This window comes from Streptomyces sp. NPDC033177 (genome assembly GCF_055577715.1).
The window spans coordinates 586706-601264 of record NZ_JBVIPS010000005.1; the positions used below are offsets into that span (position 1 = coordinate 586706).

Below are 14559 nucleotides of genomic sequence, written 5' to 3' on the forward strand. Positions count from 1 at the left end.
TCGTCGCTTGGGGAATCGCGCAACCATGCTCAGGTATCTGCCGTTCCTGCTGGTCCTGGCCGTGTGGATCTATGCCTTCATCGATGTCCTGAACACTCCGGAGAAGGAGATCAGGCATCTGCCGAAGGTGGTCTGGGTCATCATCGTGCTGCTCTTCGGCGAGGTTCTCCTCGGCCCGATCGCCTGGTTCGTCACCGGCAAGGTGCGCAAGACCCCCGCCGCCGGGGGCGGTCCTCGCGCCGGGCGCGGCGGACGCGGCGGACAGTGGGTGGCGCCGGACGACAACCCGGAGTTCCTGAAGTCCCTCAGGGACGAGGACCCGGACCAGAAGAAGAAGGACGGCGGAAGCGACGGCTGATGGAACTACGGCTGCTCGTCACCTTCGAGAAGGTCGCGACCGTGCTCAGCTTCACGCAGGCCGCCGCCGAGCTGAAGTACGCCCAGTCCAGCGTCACCAGCCAGATCCGCTCCCTGGAGTCCTCGCTCGGCGCCGAGCTCTTCGACCGGCTCGGCAGCCGCATCCGGCTCACCGACGCGGGTGAACGCCTGCTTCCCTACGCCCGGCAGATCATCGATCTCGCGGACGAGGCACGGGCCGCGGTCGTCGGCGCCGAGGAGCCGGCCGGCGCGATCGCCGTCGGCACGATGGAGTCACTGACGTCCTACCGGCTGCCTCCCCTGCTCGAACTCTTCCACCACCGCTACCCCAGGGTGCAGCTCTCCCTGCGGCCCACGCTGGGTGACGAGACCCGCCACGCGCTGCGGCAGGGGACGTACGACGTGGGGTTCCTGATGGAGCGGGAGACCGAGCACGCGGGCCTGGAGACCGAGGTCCTCGCCGCGGAGCCGCTGGTCCTGGTCTGCGCGCCGACGCATCCGCTGGCCGCGCACGGGGCGGACTCGCTCGCCACGGGTGATCTGGCGGCGGTGCAGCTGGTCGGGACGGAGCCGGGCTGCCCCTACCGGGATCTGTTCGAGGACGAGCTGCGGACGCGCAACGGCTCCCCGCCGCCCTTCATGGAGTTCGGCACGATCGAGGCCACCAAGCGAGGGGTCGCCGGTGGCCTCGGGGTGGCGCTCCTGCCGCGGATGGCGGTGCGCGACGAGCTCGCCTCCGGGGTGCTCGTCGCGCTGCCGTGGGAGCCGCCCTTCGTCCTGCACACGCAGCTGGCGTGGCGGTCGGGCAAGCGGCTTCCGGCCCATGTGCGGCTGTTCATCGACCAGTCGGTACAGCTGGTGCGGGAGCAGACAGCGGAGCCGGCGAACCAGCCACCGTCTTAGGTGACTTGGCCCGGTTGACCTTCAGGCTCGCGAGGACGATCAGCGGTACGCCGAGTGCCTGCACGAGGCCGATGTGGTGCCCGTAGACGGCCCAGTCGGCGACCATCGCGACCGCCGGGTAGGTGAAGGCCAGTACGGCGATCTTGGCGGTGGGCAGCTTCGCGTACGCCGCGTACATCAGGACGTACATCAGGCCGGTGTGGATGACGCCGAGTCCGACCAGCCAGCCCCATCCGGTGCCCGTTCCGCTCATCGCGCCGAAGTTCGCGAAGGGCAGCAACAGCGGGATGCCGACGAGGACTTGGACGAGGGCGATCAGGTGGGGCCGCACTCCGGTGATGCGCTTGGTGACGAGGGTGGAGAGGCCGTAGAGCAGCGCGGCCAGGAGGGCGAAGCCGATGCCGGTGAGCGAGCCGAGGTCACCGGGCCGCACCCCGGACACGAGCACGAGCCCGACGAACGCGGTACCGAGCCACATCAGTTGAGGCCTGGTCAGCCGCTCACGGAAGATGACGGCACTCATAAGCACCAGCAGGAACGGCTGTGTGTGGTAGACGACGGTGGCCAGGGAGATCGAGGTCTCCTCGTACGCCTTGAAGAGGAACACCCAGTTGAAGACGATGAACGCGCCGCCGAGCGCGGCGAGTCCGAGCTTCCTCGGGGTGAGGCCGTGGCCGCGGAAGTAGCCGCGGGCGAAGGCGTAGGCCCCCAGGGCAAGGGCGCCGAACAGCACGCGGAAGAACACGACGTTGAAGGCCGACGCGCCCGACTCGACGACGAAGATCCCGAGGGTGCCGGAGAGCACCATCGCGGCGGTGAGCTGGGCCGTGCCCTTGTTCTCTGAGGTCATGGACAAGAAGCTACGAGCGGACGTATGCCCTGGTCCACGAGCCAGTGGGGCGTCCTGCCGATGGGGTCATCGGCGGAGACGATGGGCCGCGGGCCTCGTCACTCCGTGCGCAGGACCAGCGCGAGCAGCCCCGGGAAGCACGCCTCGAACTCCTCCCGGCGGAGCCGGTTGACCCGCCGGGGCCCCTCGTCCCGCTGCTCGACCAGGCCGGCACCCCGGAGCACCCCGAAGTGGTGACTCAGCGCGGCCTTGCCGACGGGCACGTCGAAGCTGCCGCAACTGCGGGTCCAGTCGGGGGAGGACGCCAACTCCCGTACCAGTGCCAGGCGTACGGGGTCGGCGAGCGCGGTGAGCGCGGTCAGTACGGGCACCTCGTCCGGGTGGATGTGCACCGGCGCCGCGCGGTGACTCGTGTTCGCCACGGTCGGGCCCCCTCTCCCTCGATCCCCCTCGACCCTTGCCGAGTGTTCGATGGAAACCATACACTCCGGGTGTTCGCTTCCCATTGAACACTCGAAGGGGTGCCCAGCCATGCCCATGCCCACCATGCGCGCGATCCAGCTCCAGGAGTACGGCGGCCCCGATGTCCTCACGGTGGCGGAGGCCGACGTCCCCGCGCCCGCGGCCGGTCAGATCAGCATCGACGTCGCCTACACCGGCGTGAACTTCGCCGACCTGAAGGCCCGAGCCGAGGGCTACCGCGTGCCCTCACTCCCCTTCGTGCCGGGCCTGGAGATCTCCGGCCGCGTACGGGCGATCGGAGCGGGCGTCGAAGGCTTCGAGGTCGGCCAGGAGGTCGCCGCGCTCACCGAGGGCGGGGCGTACGCCGAGGTCGCGCTCGCCGAGGCGGCCACGGTGTTCGCGCTGCCGGACGGCGTGGACCTGCGCACGGCCGCCACCCTGCCCACGGTCCTGCCCACCGCGCACGCGCTGCTCCATGAGGTGGGCAGGCTGAGCGCGGGCGAGAGCGTCCTCGTGCAGGGCGCGGCCGGCGGGATCGGCACGGTGGTGGGCCAGTTGGCGAAGGCGGGCGGCGCGGGCGCGGTCTACGGCGTCGTGTCGAGCCGGGCCAAGGCGGAGTACGCACTGAAGCACGGGTACGACGAGGTGTTCGTCGGGGACGGCTTCGCCGCCGAGGCCCGCGCGGCCACCGGCGGACGCGGGGTCGACCTCGCCCTCGATCCGGTCGGCGGCGACGCCCTGCGCGGTGGCCTCGACGCGCTCGCGGTCTTCGGCCGGCTCGTCTCGTTCGGCAACGCTAGCTCGGCGGAGCCGTGGCGGGTGGGCCAGCCGGAGCTGTACGGGTCGGGGCTCGGCGTCTCCGGTTTCTCGATCCTCTCCCTCGCCAGGTCTGCGCCCGAGGCCCTGCGCGAGGTCGCCGCACGGGCCTTCGCGAAGGTGGCCGACAAGACGGTGGAGCTGCCGGTGACGGCGGAGTTCCCGCTGGCGGACGCCGCCGACGCGCATCGCCTGATGGGGGCGCGCACGAGCACGGGGAAGCTGCTGCTGCGGGTCAACGGGGGCTGACTGCCGCTACTGGTAGGACTCGCGCAGCTTCCGCCACGGTTCCAAGCTCCACGTCGACCAGTCCTTGGGGTGCCCGTCGAGCGCGTCGACGAGGAACTCGAAGTGGTTGTGCCAGCCGGCGAGGCAGTCGAGGCGCAGTTCGTCGTCGCCCTCGAACTCGTTGGTGAAACGCAGGGTGGTCCCGTCCCTCCCCTCGGCCCGCTCCAGGTTGAAGCGACACCGGCCGTGCAGGTCGATCGTGTACTCGACGATCCGCTCCGGCTCCCATGCGGTGACGGTCCCGGAGTGGGTGGCCGACTCGTCGCCGTTGAGCCAGCGCAACGAGACCGCCCCGCCGACCCGTGGCTCCCACACGTCAGCGGCGGCCAGCCACCCCGGAAGCCCCTCCGGGGTGGCCACCGCCGCCCAGACCTTGTCCACAGGGTGGGGAAGGTAAAGCTCGTACGCAAGATGCTGCGCGGAACCGTTGGTCCGGCTCACGCCCAGCCCGATCGTCGCGGTCATGCCCCAACCCTCACCCACCCCGCCCCCACCCGCACGCCCGAGGGCCACTTACGGACGCCGGCCGGCCTTGTCGACGACGGTGCGATCGAGAACGGCACTGCGGCCGACGATGTCGCCCTCCTTGGCGCCGTACGCCGTGTCCTCGACCACGACCTCCCGCTCGCCGAGGAACTGCTTGGTCCGCTTGTCGAAGATCAGCTCCTCCCTGACGCCGCCGTCCTCACGGGCGATCGCGACGCCGTGCCGCCCCTGCGCGTCGACCGCGTCCTCGATCAGCTCGACGCCGGGGATCTTCGATGCGGCGAGGTAGAGGGCGGCTGCCTGCTTCGGCGGCATGAGCGACTCGTACGAGAGGTCGCCGACGAGCACGAAGGCGTTCTGGTCGTCGCTCTTGCCGCCCTCGCTCTCCCCCTGGAGCCAGTCCAGCATGTTGACCGGGTCGGTCGGCAGCTTCTGCAGGTTGCGGTAGTTGCTGTCCGAGTCCGGCAGCGGCAGTTCCGGCTTCAGGCGCTCCATGTCCAGGTCGTTCGCGGGCTCGTGCAGGATCTCGGTGTGCAGGCCGTCCACGGAGAGCCAGATCTCCCGCTGGTGCACGGGGTCCAGCTTGCCGGGCTGGCCGGCCTGCGCAGACATGTAGGCGACCTTGCTCTTGACGTACACGAACTGGTCGTCCCGCAGGTCCTTCGGGGCGGGCTGCCGCCGCGCCGCCTCCGCGATCTCCTCCAGCATCCGCACGGTCTCCGCCGAGGGCGCGGCCTGCGCCGGGCGGTCGCCGAACGGTGAGGCGACCAGCAGACCCGCCGCGACGGAGGCGGCCACGGCTCCGGCGATGAGCGCGGGGCGGAACCAGCGCTTGTGGGCCTTCGGGGTGGCTTGGGGCTTCTTCTCGCTATGGCGGATCTCGGTCAACAGGTGCTCCCTGAGCAGGCGATGACGACCCGGCGGAAGGTCACGCTCTGGAAGTTCGTTCATCGGTTTCCCTCCCTCGTGGGCCCGACCGCGGTGGTGCGGTCACCTCTCATCTGTCCGCGCCCGCCGACCGGTTCCACATGTTTCGCGAGTTTTGTGCGGGCCCGGGACAGCCGGGAGCGTACGGTCCCGACCGGCGCCCCGAGCGCCTCGGCGGCCGCCGCGTAACTGAGCCCCGACCACACGCACAGGGCGAGCACCTCGCGTTCGCCGCGCCGCAGCGTGGCCAGGGCGGCGCGGACGAGGACGAGCTGCTCCTCGTCGTCGACGCGCCCGGCGACCTCGTCGGCGAAATCGGCCACGGCCTCGTCGCGCGGCAGCCGGGCGACCGCCGCCGTGTGCCGCCGGGCGGCGCGGCGGGCGTTGCGGGTGACGTTCGTGGCGACGCCGAGCAGCCACGGCCGCAGGGACCCGCCGTCCGCGTCGATCTTGCCCCGTAGCCGCCAGGCCTCCAGGAAGGTGAGCGACACCATGTCCTCGGCCGCCGACCAGTCCCCCGTCAGGCGGTAGGCGTGGTTGTAGACGGAGCGCGCGTACGCGTCGAAGAGCTCACCGAAGGCGTCGGCGTCCCCGTCCCTGATGCGGACGCGCAACGCTCTGCGGTGTGCCTGGGGTTCCCCCTGATTCGTCTCCACGCCCTCTTGCCTGTCCGAACGGCAAAGGCCGGTTCCCGTGATCTGGGTCACGGGAACCGGCCTTTGGAGGCTAACGGCGGTACGGGTGGGGGTCAGACCCCGGCGTACGAGTGCTTGCCGGTGACGAAGATGTTCACTCCGTAGTAGTTGAACAGCCAGCAGCCGAAGGCGATCAGGGCCAGGTAGGCGGCCTTGCGGCCCTTCCAGCCTGCCGTCGCGCGCGCGTGCAGGTAGCAGGCGTAGGCGACCCAGGTGATGAAGGACCAGACCTCCTTGGGGTCCCAGCCCCAGTAGCGGCCCCACGCGTCGCCCGCCCAGATCGCGCCCGCGATGATCGTGAACGTCCACAGCGGGAAGACGGCGGCGTTCACGCGGTAGGAGAACTTGTCGAGCGAGGCCGCGGCCGGGAGGCGCTCCAGGACCGAGGTCGCGAAGCGGCCGGGCTGGCCGCCCGAGGCCAGCTTGTTCTCGTAGGAGTCGCGGAAGAGGTAGAGGATCGTCGCGACGCCGGCCAGGTAGAACGTCGCGCCGCAGAAGATCGCGGTGGAGACGTGGATCCACAACCAGTACGAGTGAAGGGCGGGAACCAACTGGTCGCTGGCGGTGTACAGGACCGTGACGGCGAGACCGAGGTCGAGGAGGACCGTGGTGACCAGCGGAAGGCCCAGCCAGCTGACGTTCTTCTTGAGCGCCATGAGCACGAGGTACACCCCGACGGCCATGGTGGAGAACGTCAGGTTGAACTCGTACATGTTGCCCCACGGCGCCCTCTGCACCGAGAGCGCGCGGGTGAGCACACCACCGAACTCGACGAGGAACCCGAGCACGGTGAGGGACACGGCGATACGGCCGTAGAGGTCACCCTTCTCGTCACCGGCCGAGGCGCCGGGACCGTCCGGCACATCGCGGGTGCCGGTGACGGAGCGGGTGACGACCTTGGGGGTCGTCTTCGGCCGGTCGAGGACGGCGGTGCCGCCCTTGGCCTTGACGGTGACGCCGGGCGCCTTGGCGGCGGCCTCGGTCCTTGAGGTCAGCGCGGCGGCCGTGCGGCCGACCTTGCTGCGGCTGCCGAGGATCCACTCTGCCATGTGCGCGAAGAAGGCAAGGAGATAGACGGCCATCGCGGAGTACACCAGCACATTGCTGATGTTCGCGAGGTTCTCGTTCGGTTCGGCAGCGAGGGTGGTGGCGAGATTCACTTCTCAGCCCCTTCGGCAGGAACAACATCGGGGGTGGAGTCGGCATGGTCTTGGTCTTGGTCGGGCGCGCTCGGCGCCTTCTCGTGCAGGTGCGCGGCGAGATCGCCCAGCTCCTCGGGCAGCTTCGCGGACTCGCTGCGGCCGAGCCCGGCCATCTCCACGACGGTCACGCCGTCGGCGCCCCGCACGGCCCGCACCCACACACGGCGGCGCTGGATGAACAGCGATCCGGCGAGGCCGACGATGGCGGAGACCGCCCCGACGAGCGCCCACATGCTGCCGGGCTGCTGGGAGACCTGGAAGGTCGCCCAGCGCTTGATGTCCTTCTCGAAGGTGATCGAGCCGGCGCCGTTCGGCAGCGTCATCGTCTCGCCGGGCACCATCCGCTTCTTGAAGAGCTCGCCCTTGGAGTCCTTGAACTTGGTCATCTTGCTGGTGTCCAGCTGGTACACGTTCTGCGGCAGACCGGAGTCCACACCGAGGCTTCCGTGGTACGCGGACAGCGCGAGCACGGGGTAGTCCAGGGCGGGGAACTGGGAGAACATCTGGCCGTGGCCCTCGCCGGCGAACGTCGGCACGAAGAAGGCGTTGAAGCCGAGCTGTTCCTTCTTGCCGTTCTTGTCGCGGTAGCCGTCGAGGACCTTGATCGCGCCGGTGGCCGTGCCGTTGGAGTCGATCGGCAGCAGCGGAGTGGACTGCCTGCTGACGACCTTGCCCTTCCCGTCGCGCACGGTGACGGTCGGGGCGTAGCCCTGGCCGATGAGGTAGACCTTCGAGCCGTCGACCTCGAGCGGCTTGTTGACCTCGATGGCCTTCTTCTTCTCGGGGCCGTCGATGCCCTCGCTGTAGGTGACGTTCGCCCGGTAGGTGCGGGCCGTGCCCTTCTCGGGGCCCTTCCTCTCGAACGACGACTCGAAGCTGTCCAGCTTGAAGCTGAAGGGCGCGAGGTCATCGGTGTTGAAGAGGTTGCCGGACTTGAAGTTGTCGTACTGGGTGAGGGTGTTGGAGAACCCGTCCCCCTGGACGATGAGCTTGCCGCCCTCGGACTTGAACAGGGCCCCGACGGCGAAGGCCACCAGGAGCACGATCAGCGAGACGTGGAAGAAGAGGTTGCCCGCCTCACGCAGGTAGCCCTTCTCCGCGGCGACGGACGCCCCAGCGGCGCCCTTGCCCGCCGTGAGGTCCGCGCGGAAACGACGCCCCTTGAACAGGCCGAGCGCGGCCTCGTGGACCTCCTCGGGCCCGGCCTCGGTGCGCCACGTGGTGTAGGCGGGCAGCCGGTCGAGCCGTTTGGGCGCGCCCGGCGGCCGGCCGCGCAGCTGGCCCACGAACTGCCAGGTGCGGGGCACGATGCAGCCGATGAGGGAGACGAAGAGAAGGATGTAGATCGCCGAGAACCACACGGAGCTGTAGACGTCGAACAGCTGGAACTTCTCGTAGAGCGGCCCGAGCGTGGAGTGCGCCTTCTTGAAGTCCTGGACCTTCAGCTCGTCGATGCCGGTCTGCGGGATCAGCGAGCCGGGGATGGCACCGAGCGAGAGGAGGAGCAGCAGGAGCAGCGCGACCCGCATCGAGGTCAGCTGCCGCCACATCCACCGGACCCAGCCGACGACCTCACGGCCCGTCCAGGCCAGCCAGCCGGTGACCCCGGGGGCGCGCTTGCCGCCGAAGGAGCCGGGCATCGCACGGTCGACGGGGGCGGTGGAAAGCTGGGAGCCCGCGGCGCCGAGGTCGCTGTCGTTCTGCTCTTCGGGGGCTTCGCGCTTGCTCGTCTCGCTCGCGTTGCTCGCCTTGCTCGTGTCAGGGGCGTCGGTCTTGCTCATGGATCAGATCCCCACCGTGTAGCCGTTGGACCAGACCTGCATCTCCTGCACGATGCTGTCCCACACTCCGGTGACGAGGAGCAGCCCGGTCGCGATCATCATGATGCCGCCGATGCGCATCACCCAGACGTAGTGCTTCTTCACCCAGCTGAACGCGCCGAGCGCCTTGCGGAAGGCGATCGCCGCGAGGATGAACGGCAGCCCGAGCCCCACGCAGTACGCGACGCTCAGTATGGCCCCGCGCCCCGCGCTCCCCTGGTCGAGTGCCAGGGAGTTGACGGACGTGAGCGTGGGCCCCACGCAGGGCGCCCACCCGACGGCGAACAGCGCGCCGAGCAGCGGCGCCCCCGCGAGCCCGGCGGCCGGCTTCTTGTGGAAGCGGAACTCCCGCTGGGAGAGCCAGGGCATGAGCCCCATGAAGAAGATGCCGAGCGCGATCATCAGGACGCCGAGCACCTTGGTGATGACGTCCTGGTAGCTCTGCAGGTTCTGCCCGACATACCCGAAGAGCGCGCCGGTGGAGACGAAGACGGCGGTGAACCCGAGCACGAAGAGCCCGGCTCCCGCGGCCATCCGCCCCCGCTTGGCCTCCGCCAGATCCGTGCCGCCGACTCCGGTGACGTACGACAGATAGCCCGGCACGAGCGGCAGTACGCACGGGGAGAAGAAGGAGACGAGACCGCCGAGGGCCGCGATGGGCAGCGCGAGGAGCAGCGCGCCGTTCATGACGGTCTGGTTCGCTTCGCCCACGGCGGCGAGAGTGGACATCACGGCAAGATCACTTCTCCGCGATCAGCGGGTCGATCATCTTGCGCAGCTTCTCTTCGCTCAGCGCCTGCTGCGAGCGTGCCGCGATCTTTCCCTCGCGGTCGAGGACGATCGTGGAGGGGATGAACTTCGGGTTCATCGTGCCCTTGGGGAAGCGCAGCATCAGCTTGCCCATCGGATCGTGCAGGCTCGGGTAGGAGATCTTCCACTCCTTCTCGAACGTCAGCGCCGGACCCTTCTGCGGATCACGGGTGTTGATCCCGATGAACTGCACGTCCTTGCCCTGGGTGTCCTTCGAGACCTTCGCGAAGTTCGGGGCCTCGGCCCGGCAGGGCGAACACCAGGAGCCCCACACGTTCAGGACGACGACCTTGCCCTTGTAGTCGTCGACGTCGAGGTGCTTGCCCGTGAGGGTCTCCCCCTCGAGCTTGGGCCCGTCCTGGCGCTCGCCCTTGCCGGCGGTGGCGATGCCGTCGGAGCCGGTGACGAAGTTGGTGTTGCCGGAGCCACCGGACGTGCCGCCGGAGCTGCACGCCGACAGGACCAGCGCGGCGACCGCGGCCCCGGCGCCCAGCAGGGCGGCGCGGCTACGGCTGCGGTTCGTGCTGTGGGGGGCGCGGCAGGCGGCACTCATGTGAAAAGTTTCGCATGTCTGTTTCGGGGATCTTCCGCACCCCCCGAGGTTGCGGAAAGTCCCATTTCAGACGGCCTTTCCGAGTCCCTTCCAGCCACCGGTGGGCTCCTGGCCGACCTCAAGGCCCTGCAGGTCGGCGAGGACCTTCGGGTCCTGCACGTCGAGCCAGTCGACGAACTGCCGGAAGGAGACCAGGCGCACGTCCTTCTTCCCGGCCATGTGCTTCAGGGCCGCCTCGACGGCGTCCATGTAGATGCCGCCGTTCCACTCCTCGAAGTGGTTACCGATGAAGAGCGGCGCGCGGTTGCTCTCGTAGGCGCGCTTGAACCCGGCTATGTAGGACTCGGTGGCCTGCTTGCGCCAGCCCGGGTAGTTGGCCGGCGGGGCCTTCGTGGAGTTCTGCGACTGGTTGGCCAGGATGTTGTAGTCCATGGACAGGACCTCGAAGGAGTGCCCGGGGAACGGCATGGCCTGCAGCGGCAGATCCCAGACGCCCATCTTCTTCTGCGGCCAGCGCTGCCGGCCGCCGGGCGACGAGGCGTCGTAACGCCAGCCGAGCTTCTTCGCCGTCGGCAGCAGATTGTCCTGGCCCAGAAGGCAGGGCGTGCGGCCGCCGATGAGTTCCTTGTCGTAGTCGAAAGGCAGCGACGGCAGATCGGTCCAGCCGGTATTCGTGCGCCATTCCTTGACGAAGGAGGTGGCCTGGTCGATTTCGCTCTGCCATTGCGCGGGCGTCCAGTTGGCGACCGTGCCGCTGCCCGCGCAGAAGTGTCCGTTGAAGTGCGTGCCGATCTCATGGCCTTCGAGCCACGCCTGCCGGACGTACTTCAGCGTCTCCTTGATGTGACCGTCGGTGAGATAACCGATGTCGGAGGCGCCGACCCCGTTGTTCGGCGGCTTGTACATCCGCTTCTTCGACTCGGGCAGGAGATAAAGACCGGAGAGGAAGAACGTCATCCCCGCGTCGTGTTCCTCGGCCAGCTTCAGAAAACGCGGGAAGAGACCGTTGCCGACCTCGCCCGCACCGTCCCAGGAGAAGATCACGAACTGCGGGGGCGTCTCACCCGGCTGCAGGGGAACGGGCTTGCCCGGCTGGTTCGGCTGCTTGCCGGTGTACGAGGTCGAACCGTCACCGATGGGCTTCGCCGGGCGCCTGTCGCCGCCCTTGCCGCCGTGGCCGTCCTTCGGCCCGTCCGCGGAACCCGCCGAATGACTGCTGCCGCCCGTGCCGCAGCCGGCAAGTCCCACGGCGGCCGCGGTCCCGACTCCGAGGCCGAGCATTCCCCTGCGACTGATGTCGCGCATTCCATCCCCATTCGTCGCGCCCTGCAGCCCTGCACGCATCCATGCATGAGGGACGCCCCGTTAGAGGGCACGACGAAGAAGGGGGTTCCTGGCAACAGGCACATATTTGGCGCCTTTTACCAAGAATGGACATACGGTCGCGAGCCGATTACCTGGCGTGGCGCCCCCAAGGGGGCGCGGGGAACTGCGCGCCCAGCCACGACGACACCGCAGACAATCGACGGCAATACCAGCGGAGCGCTTATGCGCCGAAGGCCTTGGCCTTCCCCTTCACCGGCTTGGCGCCCGCCAGGAGATGCGCGGGAACGAGATCCCGCGCGGGCTCCGTGTAACCGACGGACACGATCTTGTCGCCGCGGTACGTGAACGTCGTGAGCGAGGCGAGCGTGCACTGCCGCTTGCGCGGGTCGTGCCACAGGCGCCGCTTCTCCACGAAGCTCCGCACGATCCAGATCGGCAACTGATGGCTGACGCACACCGCTTCATGCCCGCGGGCCGCGTCCCGCGCCGCGTCCAGGGCGCCCATCATCCGCACGACCTGCTCGACGTACGGCTCGCCCCAGGACGGCTTGAAGGGATTGACCAGGTGCTTCCAGTTCTCCGGGTTCTTCAGCGCGCCGTCGCCGACGCCGAAGGTCTTGCCCTCGAAGACGTTGCCCGCCTCGACGAGCCGCCCGTCCGTCGCCAGGTCCAGGCCCTGCGCCTTGGCGATCGGCGTCGCCGTCTCCTGCGCGCGGTCGAGCGGCGAGGCCACGACGTGCGTGATGTCACGCGGGGCCAGGTGCTCGGCGACCCGGTCGGCCATCTGCCGGCCAAGATCGGAGAGGTGGTAGTCCGGCAGGCGCCCGTAGAGGATCCCGTCCGGGTTCTCCACTTCCCCGTGGCGCATCACGTGGACGACTGTGAGCTCGCTGCCCGCACTCATGCGGTGGCCTCCGTGGTGGGTTCAGTGGCTTCGGCGGCCGCGCGCGCCGCCGCGGGCAGGGCCGCGGCGATCTTTTCGACGGCCCGCTCGTCGTGGGCGGTGGAGACAAACCAGGACTCGAAGGCCGACGGCGGGAGATACACGCCCTGCGACAGCATCGAGTGGAAGAACGCGGTGAAGCGGAAGGACTCCTGGGTCTTCGCGTCGTCGTAGTTCCGCACCTCGCGCTCGGTGAAGAAGACGGAGAACATGTTCGACGCGTTCTGCAGCCGGTGCGCGACGCCCTCCTTGGAGAGCGCGTCGGTGACGAGGCCGCGCAGCTGCCCGGAGACCACATCGACCTTGTCGTACGCGTCGTCGTCCAGGAGCCGCAGCTGCGCGAGGCCCGCGGCCGTCGCGATCGGGTTCCCCGACAGGGTGCCCGCCTGGTAGACGGGACCGACCGGGGCGAGGTGCTCCATGACGTCGACCCGGCCACCGAAAGCGGCGGCCGGGAAGCCGCCGCCCATGACCTTGCCGAAGGTCATCAGATCGGGGCGGACCCCGTCGACGCCGAACCAGCCCGCCTTCGACGTACGGAAGCCGGTCATGACCTCGTCCGAGATGAACAGCGCGCCGTTCTCCCTGCACAGGTCCGCGAGGCCCTGGTTGAAGCCCTCGCGCGGCGGAACGACACCCATGTTGCCCGGCGACGCCTCGGTGATGACGCAGGCGATCTCACCGGCGTTCGCGGCGAACGCGGCACGCACGGCCTCGAGGTCGTTGTACGGGACGACGATCGTGTCGCCCGCCTGGGCGCCGGTGACGCCCGGGGTGTCCGGCAGGCCGAAGGTGGCGAGCCCGGAGCCCGCCGCGGCGAGCAGCGCGTCCACGTGACCGTGGTAACACCCGGCGAACTTGATGATCTTGGCGCGGCCGGTGAACCCGCGCGCGAGGCGGATCGCGGACATCGTCGCCTCGGTGCCGCTGGAGACCAGCCGCACCTGCTCGACCGGCTCGATGCGCGCGACGATCTCCTCGGCGAGCGCGACCTCGCCCTCGCCGGGCGTGCCGAAGGACGTGCCGCGCGCGACGGCCTCCTGAACTGCGGCGATCACGTCGGGGTGGGAGTGGCCGAGGATCATCGGCCCCCACGAGCAGACGAGGTCGACGTACTCACGGCCGTCGGCGTCCGTGAGGTACGGACCGGTACCGGACACCATGAAGCGGGGCGTACCGCCCACAGCGCGGAAAGCGCGCACGGGAGAGTTCACACCACCGGGCGTCACGGCCGCCGCACGGTCGAAGAGAGTCTGCGAAACTGGGGCGCTATACGGGAAGCTCACATGAACCATGGTGTCAGAGGCTTCGGACATCCTGCGGACAGGTGTTTCACTCGACGTTTTAGCCGGTGACCGTGGGGGAGGTCACTGACACGATGATCGGGTTGCGCGGCGGGGGCCGCGAGGCCTAGAAAAGCAGGGGCGGGCGCCCTGGAAAAGCAGTCGGGTGGAGATATGCATCGCGGTGGCGGACTGGGCGAGGGGACCGACGGCCTGGGTCCGCGGCGTGCCCGGCGGATCGGCAGGCACCGGCGCGAGGCGGAAGCGGCCGAGGCTGAGGCCTTGGCACGGGGCGGCGAGACGGAGCAGGACCGGGCGGGAACCAGGAGTGGCCGGGTGGGTGGGGTGACCTACAAGTACTTCGGAGCTCCGGACGGCGCGACCGCCGCCCGTGTGCCCATCTCGATGCGTCCCGAGGAGCTCGGCGGTGATGAGCTCGGCATGGGCGGCATGTTCACGAAGATCAAGCCGGAGACGGTCGCCGCGATGGTCCTGACCGGTATCGAGGGCATACCCCTGTCGAAGGTGCCCCCTCTCGAACTGGTCGTCCTGCACCCCGACTACGCCGTGGTGAAGCTCCCCATGACGGTCGTCGACCCGCTGCGCGGCGTCGGCGAGGAGTCGGTCGGCGCCGCGGCCTTCATCTGGTCCACGGTCCCGGACCGCGGCGGCCCGCGCGACGCGTTCAACGTCTATCAACTGCTGCACGAATGGCAGGACTTCAGCCACCGGCTGCATGACGCGGGGCACCAGGCGTACTGCTTGGTCTGGCCCTGAGCCCCACGTCCTGCTCCCTTTTTGGGATCTACTCCGGTTC

The 14559-nt window shown here is 69.3% G+C and carries 16 protein-coding genes; 4 read left to right on the plus strand and 12 right to left on the minus strand.

Translation table 11 applies throughout. The features are described 5' to 3' along the window. Positions 1 to 25 precede the first annotated feature (25 nt). Both ACZ5U5_RS20785 and ACZ5U5_RS20790 read left to right on the plus strand, forming a co-directional pair. A complete protein-coding gene (locus tag ACZ5U5_RS20785; protein ID WP_469023579.1) occupies positions 26 to 358 on the plus strand; it encodes a PLD nuclease N-terminal domain-containing protein in 333 nt (110 codons plus the stop codon). Then, the gene (locus tag ACZ5U5_RS20790) at positions 358 to 1281 is read left to right on the plus strand and encodes a LysR family transcriptional regulator (RefSeq protein ID WP_469023581.1); all 924 of its coding nucleotides are present in this window, start codon (positions 358 to 360) and stop codon (positions 1279 to 1281) included. Before ACZ5U5_RS20785 ends, ACZ5U5_RS20790 begins: the two co-directional genes overlap by 1 nt. On the opposite strand, the gene ACZ5U5_RS20795 is transcribed toward ACZ5U5_RS20790, so the two are convergent. Next, entirely contained in the window at positions 1214 to 2131 is a 918-nt protein-coding gene (locus tag ACZ5U5_RS20795) for a DMT family transporter (protein ID WP_469023583.1), read from the minus strand. The genes ACZ5U5_RS20790 and ACZ5U5_RS20795 overlap by 68 nt on opposite strands. 98 nt (positions 2132 to 2229) lie before the next feature. Beyond that, complete coding sequence (locus ACZ5U5_RS20800) at positions 2230 to 2613, minus strand: ArsR/SmtB family transcription factor (protein ID WP_469023587.1); 384 nt, start codon at positions 2611 to 2613, stop codon at positions 2230 to 2232. A gap of 64 nt (positions 2614 to 2677) precedes the next feature. On the opposite strand from ACZ5U5_RS20800, the gene ACZ5U5_RS20805 reads away from it, so the two are divergent. After that, positions 2678 to 3658, plus strand: a complete 981-nt coding sequence (locus tag ACZ5U5_RS20805) for a quinone oxidoreductase family protein (RefSeq protein ID WP_469023784.1) — start codon at positions 2678 to 2680, stop codon at positions 3656 to 3658. A gap of 6 nt (positions 3659 to 3664) precedes the next feature. Here ACZ5U5_RS20805 and ACZ5U5_RS20810 read toward each other — a convergent pair whose 3' ends face one another. The 10 genes from ACZ5U5_RS20810 to hemL form a co-directional block, all read right to left on the minus strand. Then, positions 3665 to 4162 (minus strand): SRPBCC domain-containing protein, encoded by a 498-nt coding sequence (locus ACZ5U5_RS20810; protein ID WP_469023590.1) that lies wholly within the window; start codon positions 4160 to 4162, stop codon positions 3665 to 3667. Positions 4163 to 4210: 48 nt separating this feature from the next. Continuing rightward, positions 4211 to 5134, minus strand: coding sequence for a CU044_5270 family protein (locus tag ACZ5U5_RS20815; RefSeq protein ID WP_469023592.1), 924 nt, complete (start codon positions 5132 to 5134; stop codon positions 4211 to 4213). After that, positions 5131 to 5766 (minus strand): RNA polymerase sigma factor, encoded by a 636-nt coding sequence (locus tag ACZ5U5_RS20820; RefSeq protein ID WP_469023595.1) that lies wholly within the window; start codon positions 5764 to 5766, stop codon positions 5131 to 5133. Before ACZ5U5_RS20820 ends, ACZ5U5_RS20815 begins: the two co-directional genes overlap by 4 nt. 92 nt (positions 5767 to 5858) lie before the next feature. Further along, positions 5859 to 6965 (minus strand): c-type cytochrome biogenesis protein CcsB, encoded by a 1107-nt coding sequence (gene ccsB / locus ACZ5U5_RS20825; protein WP_469023598.1) that lies wholly within the window; start codon positions 6963 to 6965, stop codon positions 5859 to 5861. Further along, entirely contained in the window at positions 6962 to 8788 is a 1827-nt protein-coding gene (resB, locus tag ACZ5U5_RS20830; RefSeq protein WP_469023601.1) for a cytochrome c biogenesis protein ResB, read from the minus strand. The genes ccsB and resB overlap by 4 nt, the downstream gene beginning before the upstream one ends. A gap of 3 nt (positions 8789 to 8791) precedes the next feature. Further along, positions 8792 to 9556 carry a cytochrome c biogenesis CcdA family protein gene (locus tag ACZ5U5_RS20835; protein ID WP_469023604.1) on the minus strand — a complete coding sequence of 255 codons (765 nt, stop codon included), beginning with the start codon at positions 9554 to 9556 and terminating at the stop codon, positions 8792 to 8794. A gap of 10 nt (positions 9557 to 9566) precedes the next feature. Further along, the gene (locus tag ACZ5U5_RS20840; RefSeq protein WP_469023607.1) at positions 9567 to 10190 is read right to left on the minus strand and encodes a TlpA family protein disulfide reductase; all 624 of its coding nucleotides are present in this window, start codon (positions 10188 to 10190) and stop codon (positions 9567 to 9569) included. A 66-nt stretch (positions 10191 to 10256) separates the two neighbouring features. Then, entirely contained in the window at positions 10257 to 11495 is a 1239-nt protein-coding gene (locus tag ACZ5U5_RS20845) for a polysaccharide deacetylase family protein (RefSeq protein ID WP_469023609.1), read from the minus strand. Positions 11496 to 11736: 241 nt separating this feature from the next. After that, on the minus strand, positions 11737 to 12420 hold the full coding sequence (locus ACZ5U5_RS20850) for a histidine phosphatase family protein (protein WP_469023611.1): 684 nt from the start codon (positions 12418 to 12420) through the stop codon (positions 11737 to 11739). Next, positions 12417 to 13754, minus strand: coding sequence for a glutamate-1-semialdehyde 2,1-aminomutase (gene hemL / locus ACZ5U5_RS20855; protein ID WP_469023614.1), 1338 nt, complete (start codon positions 13752 to 13754; stop codon positions 12417 to 12419). Before hemL ends, ACZ5U5_RS20850 begins: the two co-directional genes overlap by 4 nt. Positions 13755 to 14078: 324 nt before the next feature. On the opposite strand from hemL, the gene ACZ5U5_RS20860 reads away from it, so the two are divergent. Further along, on the plus strand, positions 14079 to 14519 hold the full coding sequence (locus ACZ5U5_RS20860) for a hypothetical protein (protein ID WP_363212845.1): 441 nt from the start codon (positions 14079 to 14081) through the stop codon (positions 14517 to 14519). The last annotated feature ends 40 nt before the right edge of the window (positions 14520 to 14559 follow it).

Excerpts from the sequence above, each read along its gene's own strand:
- ACZ5U5_RS20815 (WP_469023592.1), bottom strand. The coding sequence starts at position 5,134 with ATGAACGAACTTCCAGAGCGTGACCTTCCGCCGGGTCGTCATCGCCTG.
- ACZ5U5_RS20790 (WP_469023581.1), top strand. The coding sequence starts at position 358 with ATGGAACTACGGCTGCTCGTCACCTTCGAGAAGGTCGCGACCGTGCTC.
- ACZ5U5_RS20800 (WP_469023587.1), bottom strand. The coding sequence starts at position 2,613 with ATGGTTTCCATCGAACACTCGGCAAGGGTCGAGGGGGATCGAGGGAGA.
- hemL (WP_469023614.1), bottom strand. The coding sequence starts at position 13,754 with ATGGTTCATGTGAGCTTCCCGTATAGCGCCCCAGTTTCGCAGACTCTC.
- resB (WP_469023601.1), bottom strand. The coding sequence starts at position 8,788 with ATGAGCAAGACCGACGCCCCTGACACGAGCAAGGCGAGCAACGCGAGC.
- ACZ5U5_RS20805 (WP_469023784.1), top strand. The coding sequence starts at position 2,678 with ATGCGCGCGATCCAGCTCCAGGAGTACGGCGGCCCCGATGTCCTCACG.
- ACZ5U5_RS20840 (WP_469023607.1), bottom strand. The coding sequence starts at position 10,190 with ATGAGTGCCGCCTGCCGCGCCCCCCACAGCACGAACCGCAGCCGTAGC.
- ACZ5U5_RS20795 (WP_469023583.1), bottom strand. The coding sequence starts at position 2,131 with ATGACCTCAGAGAACAAGGGCACGGCCCAGCTCACCGCCGCGATGGTG.
- ACZ5U5_RS20845 (WP_469023609.1), bottom strand. The coding sequence starts at position 11,495 with ATGCGCGACATCAGTCGCAGGGGAATGCTCGGCCTCGGAGTCGGGACC.
- ACZ5U5_RS20810 (WP_469023590.1), bottom strand. The coding sequence starts at position 4,162 with ATGACCGCGACGATCGGGCTGGGCGTGAGCCGGACCAACGGTTCCGCG.
- ACZ5U5_RS20785 (WP_469023579.1), top strand. The coding sequence starts at position 26 with ATGCTCAGGTATCTGCCGTTCCTGCTGGTCCTGGCCGTGTGGATCTAT.
- ACZ5U5_RS20850 (WP_469023611.1), bottom strand. The coding sequence starts at position 12,420 with ATGAGTGCGGGCAGCGAGCTCACAGTCGTCCACGTGATGCGCCACGGG.
- ACZ5U5_RS20835 (WP_469023604.1), bottom strand. The coding sequence starts at position 9,556 with ATGTCCACTCTCGCCGCCGTGGGCGAAGCGAACCAGACCGTCATGAAC.